Here is a 5,959-nt window from a genome sequence, read left to right as displayed (position 1 = left end):
GTTTAGATGTTCATTATTCTAGTGGTGTATATAATCATTTATTCTATTTTCTGGCTACTAAGCCACATTGGAATACTCGTTTAGCTTTTAATGTTATGGTGAAGGCAAACATGGATTATTGGACTCCGTATTCAACTTTTGATGAAGGTGGTTGTGGCATGATTAGTGCAGCGCATGATCTGGGTTATTCTATTGATGATGTGAAAGCCTCATTGAAGCAAGTGGCGATTAACTATAATTCTTGCTCTAATTAATTAAAACGAATGATAAAAATTTGCCAGAAGTGGACCTACTGCTTCTGGCTCTTCCATATGAATATGATGTCCGCCTACTAATTGTTTCACTGTAAGATTTTTTACCGCCTTTATTCGATTTTTCATTATATTTGTATCAAAAGAAAATCCTTTATTAGCTAATAATAATTGCGTTTTGGATCTAATATTACCTAAAAAAGATAAGATTTGATCTTCGGTCATGCGCAAAGGTGAGGGAACCATCAACCGTTGGTCATGTCGCCAGTAATATCGTCCTTCTCTTTTGATTAAGCTGCGCTCACAAAGTGTTCTGGCAAGATCTCTAGAAATGTAGCCCTTAGCTGAACGGGCGAGGGTTGCTTGTTCGAAAGATTCATAACCTTTAGTTTTTTTTCGAGGACGAGTAATAAATTGAGCATAGTTAGCTAATTGTTTACATGCTGTTTCTGCTGGGGCAGAAAATGGTCCTAATGCTTCGATAAGGTAAAGAGAGAAGAGCTGTTCTGGGGCAACACCTGCATGCAAACTGCTAGCGCAAGCCCCCATGGAATGGCCTAATAAATGTACCTTGCCTAATTTTAAAGCATTAATTAATTCAATAATAATGAAAACAGCATCAAAAAAGTGATAGTTACATCCCTCTGGAAGATGAGAGGAATGTCCGTGTCCCGGTAAATCAACCGCGATGAAATAAAAATCCTGCTGAAGGTAAGGGGCTACGGAGGTAAAGCTGTTTGCATTATCTAACCAGCCGTGTAAAGCCAAAATCGGTGGATTTTCAGGGTTTCCCCAAGTTTTTCCTGCAATTAAAAAACCAGGAATTCTTATATTAATTTCCTTCATTTATTTCGTTAAGTAAGTATTTATTACTCAGTATAGATCAAATATAGACTTGATCTAAAGGCTAAAATTTTTCACCTTTAACAGTTAACTAATTTAATGTTATGATTACACAATGTTGACTCTGTATTTTTTAAAGTCCTATATTCTGTAGTTTGTTTTCGGAATCCAGAGCATGTGAAAGAGTATACACCTAATCATAAAACTGGATCCCCAGGCAGAAGGTACTAAATTGTAGTTCTCAATAAAAAAACCTGATAAAGGTGAATCAATGCAACAAGCAGCACCTAGTGTTTCCTTGATAACGTACAACATACATAAAGGCTTTGGAGTTGGAGCAATTCGTTTTTTATTGCCAAAAATGCGCGAAGCAATAATGAGTTTAAATCCTGATTTTGTCTTTTTACAGGAAGTACAGGGGGAGCATAGGAAGCGCGAGAAAAGAATAAATTCTTGGCCAGATTTATCTCAATGTGAATATATTGCAGAAAATATTTGGCCACATTATGCTTATGCAAAAAATGCAATTTATCAATCAGGTCACCATGGAAATGCAATTTTAAGTAAGTACGCGTTCAAACAGATTGACAATATTAATCTGACTAACATGCGTCGTGCTTCACGAGGAGTTTTGCACGCAAAATTAATGGTACGTGATGTTACCATCCATTTATTGTGTGTTCATCTAGGATTATTTAAACGTGAGCGTGCGGAACAATCCAAAGCTCTAATGCATCGTATAAAGGAAGTAGTTCCACAAAATGAGCCTTTGTTGATGGCTGGCGATTTTAATGATTGGCGAACTATTCTTTCTCAGCCTTTAGCTGAGGGCTTAAATATAGAAGAAGCTTTTGTTTCGATAGAAGGGCAACATGCACGTTCATTTCCTGCAATTCGCCCCGCACTATGTGTGGATCGTGTTTATTTTCGCGGTATGCGCGTCCAGGAGGTTGCTTGCTTGCAAGGCAAACCCTGGCGTATGTTATCTGATCATTTGCCGCTTTATGCACGTTTTGAATTGATTTAATACCTCTTTGAGATCTTCATATGACAAAAAAGCCCACATGAAACATAGCATACATCAGTATGTGAGTATTGGTGGGCTTTTTCGTTCTTAATCGGCCAAAGATGGCCTTTTCAGAATGAAAGTTACTAATGTTATTCTTCAGTGCTCTGGTATTCTCCCACGCAGGCTAAACCGTTTAAGCGTGCACAATTTAATAATGCTTCTTGTGCTCTTGGGATATTTTCTTTTTTACCATTCCAAGCAGCTAAACACTCTTCCTGTAATGCTCTACCATATGAGAAGCTAAGTAACCAGGGTTGATGTCCCACACTATTGATTGCATTTAAATTAACCGTAGCTTGTAATGGGGTTTGGCCACCTGACAAAAAATTAATTGTTGATACTGAGGCAGGCACATTATTACGGAATACACTAATGGTGTAGTCAGCAATTTCATCAGGTTCACTAAATGGTATATTTTCTTTACCGCAGGTTACCATACTTGGTTTTAAGATAATATGTTCTAATTCTACCTGGTGAATGAATAAAGCATGAAATACTTCATGTAATACTATTTCACATACTTCGGCGCAGTGTTCAATCGTGTGGTTACCATCCATTAGAACTTCAGGCTCTACAATTGGGACAATACCTGCTGCTTGACATGCTGCAGCATAACGAGCCAGATTCTCAGCACCTGATTTAATGGCGGTTAAACTGGGAGTGAACTCAGAAATGGAATACACATTACGCCATTTGGCAAAGCGTGCGCCTAATTTTTTGAAGTGCTGTAGACGATCTGCTAAACCATCTAAACCTTGAGTTACCTTTTCATCTTCAGTATTTGCTAAATCCACTAACCCTTTATCTACTTTGATTCCAGGAATAATGCCTTTATCAGCAAATAATTTTACAATAGGAGTTCCTTGCTCATCAGTTTGTTCAAAGGTATCTTCAAATAAAATCACGCCATTAATGTAATGTTCCAGGTTAGGAGCAGTGGCCAATAATAAACGATAATCTTTACGATTTTGTTCAGTGTTTTCAATATTAATTGAAGCAAAGCGCTTACCAATGGTTCCATTGCTTTCATCAGCTGCTAAAATACCTTTACCTTCTTGCAGCATGTGCTCCATAGTGGCTGATAATTCTTCATAACTCATAATGCTCTTACTCCTGGTGGTTATCTTGAAATGTATTTTTCACGAATAATTTGTTGCATAGCAAAACCTTGTTCTTTTAAATACGTAAATGCTTCGTCAATCATACCTGGATTTCCACATAAATAAACAACATCGTGTTGTGGATTTAAACCCAGTGTTGGAAACGCATGTTGTACATAGCCACTACGTTCATTCGCCAGCAAATCATTGTTTGATTGCCGACTTAAATAAGACAGAAAAGTTACTTGCGGGTATTTTTGCGCAAACGACTGGAAGTCAGTTGCATAGAGAATTTCCTCACGTCGTTGTACCCCCTGAAGAATAACAACCTGTAATTGGGAATTTTGTTCTATTTGTTTGCCAAGTTCCATAAGCATAGCTCTGTAAGGCGTAATCCCTGTACTGGTAGCTACAAGTATGTAGCGGCCAGGTTGTTCTTCTTTCATAATTAAACGACCAAATGGTCCACTAATATTAATAATATCGCCAGGTTTTAAATTGAATAATAATTCAGTACCAGGTCCATGAGCAAAATATCCTGCAGCAAACTCAATTTGATTATCCTGCTTGGGTTCGCAGGCAATACTGTAACTACGTTTTAATGTTTTACCTTCATGTTCAAAATGAAGCGTAATAAATTGCCCTGGCTCATAATTAAAAGAGGGAGAAAGTTCACAATTAAAAACAAAATGTTTTACCTTAGGAGTAATCATAAATGATTCTTTTAAGGTAATAGGAAATATATTTATTGCCATGAATGCATCACTTTTATTATAAAGTGCCTAATATAAGGAAAAAATTATGCAATGCAAGGGTTGGCGACATATAATTAACTTATGACTACGACTGACTTAGTTACTATATTAGGCAATATTAGCCAATCTTTATACCCTTTGCAGCGGTTAATTTCGGGGGGAGCTTATTTATTAGGCATTTTGTTCTTCATCACAGCCATTACTAAGCTTTTGAAAATTGCCGATCGCAGGACACAATCCCCATCGCAGGAAAAAATGTTTACGCCAATGATGTACTTATTATTTGGTGCCCTTTTAGTTTACTTGCCTTCTGCTTTAAATGTTGTCGCAAATACAGCTTTTGGTGTCGGAAATGTTTTAACTTATGCATCGTATAATCCAACTAATATATATAGTTCAATGGGGTTACTGATTCGGACTGCAGGGTTATTATGGTTTGTACGAGGTTGCGTCTTAGTAACCCACGCCAGTGAGCCAGGCAAACAACAGGGCCCTAAAGGTTTAATATTTATTTTAGCAGGAATTTTGTCAATGAATTTTGATAATACCGTGTCGATGCTTAATAGTATTGTTAGTAATATTACTGCGCTTAAAAACAGCTAAGGGTTTTAAGAACTTTGCCTAATTTTCTTCGCCACAAATTCGTAAATTATTTGTTTTAGCAAAATCCATAATTGATTGATAAAGTAGAGGACTGGATTCTTTTAATTTTGGATCAAGTAAAACACATTGGTTACCATCGCTGTTGACGCTAGGGCGTAATAGGGGTGAATAATGAATGCGGCTGTTTTTAAAACTGGCAAGCGATCCACTCATTCGCTCTGCCCAATCACTTGGACGGAATGTTTTTCCTTGAGAAGTTATTCCTTCGATTATGATTGTTTTATTTTGAAAATGATCCATAATTACACATAATATAAACACAGTGTGCTAAGTATACCATCAAACCAGGTCGTCTGTATTGAAATTAATTTGTTTTACTGCAGTATATTTCTGTTTTCAAAAGTACATTTTATCCCTATTATGTCGGACTGGTGTTCTTTAGCATTTTATAAAGGTTGATTACTTATGGAAAAAGAAAGTCATTCAGGTATTTACTTATTACCTAATTTATTTACTACAGCAAGTTTATTTGCAGCGTTTTATTCACTTGTTGCATCAATGAAGGGTCAGTTTGAGGTAGCTGTAATTGCTATATTTATTGGGATGATTGCTGATGGTTTGGATGGACGTATTGCACGTTTAACGAATACACAAACTGAATTTGGCGCCCAATATGATAGTTTGTCCGATATGGTTACTTTTGGAGTTGCCCCATCACTATTAATTTATACTTTGACTTTAAGTCAATTGGGAAAGGTAGGATGGTTGATTGCTTTTGTTTATACTGCAGCTGTTGCTTTACGTCTGGCTCGCTTTAATACTCAGCTTGAACTTATAGATAAACGTTATTTCCAGGGACTTCCTTGTCCACCGTCTGCGGCTGTATTGGCTTCTTTTGCCTGGTTATGTTATCAAAATGATTGGCACAATATGTTTGTTTCTGTAGCAACTGCAATGTTGTCCTTAGTTGCTTCAGTATTGATGGTGTCGAATTTCCGTTATTATAGTTTTAAGGAAATAGATTTTAAAGGAAAAGTACCATTTTTGTATGTTTTGGTTATGATTGTTTTATTTGTAGCTATTGCAGCAAATCCATCTTGGGTTATATTTATTGGTTTTAGTGTGTATGCATTATCTGGATTAATTTTAACTTTATGTGGGTTGTATAAGGTGAGAAAGCAAAGAAAGCATTAACATGAGTATTCACTTAATTATGGGGTTAGGCGGGATCAAATGATGCTTATCAGTAGATCTCCGCTTGCGGAGATGACCGAAGTCTTGAATAGACACTGCTGAGCAAATGGTTATGAATTGTCAACCTCTGTTATTACTCACCTT

The 5,959-nt window shown here is 36.7% G+C and carries 8 protein-coding genes; 4 read left to right on the top strand and 4 right to left on the bottom strand.

Annotated elements, in window-relative coordinates; genetic code table 11:
• Positions 1-254: M4 family metallopeptidase (locus WA877_RS03275; protein ID WP_425169503.1), on the top strand; the 254-nt coding region annotated here is incomplete at its 5' end.
• On the opposite strand, the gene WA877_RS03270 is transcribed toward WA877_RS03275, so the two are convergent.
• On the bottom strand, positions 255-1,097 hold the full coding sequence (locus tag WA877_RS03270) for an alpha/beta fold hydrolase (protein ID WP_425169502.1): 843 nt from the start codon (positions 1,095-1,097) through the stop codon (positions 255-257). It lies immediately after the preceding gene.
• A gap of 268 nt (positions 1,098-1,365) precedes the next feature.
• Here WA877_RS03270 and WA877_RS03265 point away from each other — a divergent pair, with 268 nt between their 5' ends.
• Positions 1,366-2,121, top strand: coding sequence for an endonuclease/exonuclease/phosphatase family protein (locus tag WA877_RS03265; RefSeq protein ID WP_425169501.1), 756 nt, complete (start codon positions 1,366-1,368; stop codon positions 2,119-2,121).
• A gap of 131 nt (positions 2,122-2,252) precedes the next feature.
• On the opposite strand, the gene WA877_RS03260 is transcribed toward WA877_RS03265, so the two are convergent.
• Together WA877_RS03260 and WA877_RS03255 are read right to left on the bottom strand one after the other, a co-directional pair.
• A complete protein-coding gene (locus tag WA877_RS03260) occupies positions 2,253-3,263 on the bottom strand; it encodes a class I fructose-bisphosphate aldolase (protein ID WP_425169500.1) in 1,011 nt (336 codons plus the stop codon).
• Positions 3,264-3,283: 20 nt separating this feature from the next.
• Positions 3,284-4,018, bottom strand: coding sequence for a ferredoxin--NADP reductase (locus tag WA877_RS03255; RefSeq protein WP_425169499.1), 735 nt, complete (start codon positions 4,016-4,018; stop codon positions 3,284-3,286).
• Between the two features lie 81 nt (positions 4,019-4,099).
• On the opposite strand from WA877_RS03255, the gene WA877_RS03250 reads away from it, so the two are divergent.
• Positions 4,100-4,621, top strand: coding sequence for a DUF308 domain-containing protein (locus tag WA877_RS03250; RefSeq protein ID WP_425169498.1), 522 nt, complete (start codon positions 4,100-4,102; stop codon positions 4,619-4,621).
• An 18-nt stretch (positions 4,622-4,639) separates the two neighbouring features.
• Here the strand turns inward: WA877_RS03250 and WA877_RS03245 are convergent, their stop codons facing one another.
• Positions 4,640-4,921 carry a DUF3579 domain-containing protein gene (locus WA877_RS03245; RefSeq protein WP_425169497.1) on the bottom strand — a complete coding sequence of 94 codons (282 nt, stop codon included), beginning with the start codon at positions 4,919-4,921 and terminating at the stop codon, positions 4,640-4,642.
• 165 nt (positions 4,922-5,086) lie between these two features.
• Here WA877_RS03245 and pssA point away from each other — a divergent pair, with 165 nt between their 5' ends.
• Entirely contained in the window at positions 5,087-5,815 is a 729-nt protein-coding gene (gene pssA, locus WA877_RS03240; RefSeq protein ID WP_425169496.1) for a CDP-diacylglycerol--serine O-phosphatidyltransferase, read from the top strand.
• Positions 5,816-5,959 lie beyond the last annotated feature (144 nt).

The organism is Legionella sp., assembly GCF_049790535.1.
In the GTDB taxonomy this organism is placed as follows: Bacteria; Pseudomonadota; Gammaproteobacteria; order Legionellales; family Legionellaceae; genus Legionella.
This window is presented reverse-complemented; position numbering and strand designations above follow the sequence as displayed.

What these genes read in the sequence shown, in the direction of transcription:
- WA877_RS03270 (WP_425169502.1), bottom strand. Translation starts at nt 1,097, where the DNA reads ATGAAGGAAATTAATATAAGAATTCCTGGTTTTTTAATTGCAGGAAAA.
- WA877_RS03265 (WP_425169501.1), top strand. Translation starts at nt 1,366, where the DNA reads ATGCAACAAGCAGCACCTAGTGTTTCCTTGATAACGTACAACATACAT.
- WA877_RS03260 (WP_425169500.1), bottom strand. Translation starts at nt 3,263, where the DNA reads ATGAGTTATGAAGAATTATCAGCCACTATGGAGCACATGCTGCAAGAA.
- WA877_RS03255 (WP_425169499.1), bottom strand. Translation starts at nt 4,018, where the DNA reads ATGGCAATAAATATATTTCCTATTACCTTAAAAGAATCATTTATGATT.
- WA877_RS03250 (WP_425169498.1), top strand. Translation starts at nt 4,100, where the DNA reads ATGACTACGACTGACTTAGTTACTATATTAGGCAATATTAGCCAATCT.
- WA877_RS03245 (WP_425169497.1), bottom strand. Translation starts at nt 4,921, where the DNA reads ATGGATCATTTTCAAAATAAAACAATCATAATCGAAGGAATAACTTCT.
- pssA (WP_425169496.1), top strand. Translation starts at nt 5,087, where the DNA reads ATGGAAAAAGAAAGTCATTCAGGTATTTACTTATTACCTAATTTATTT.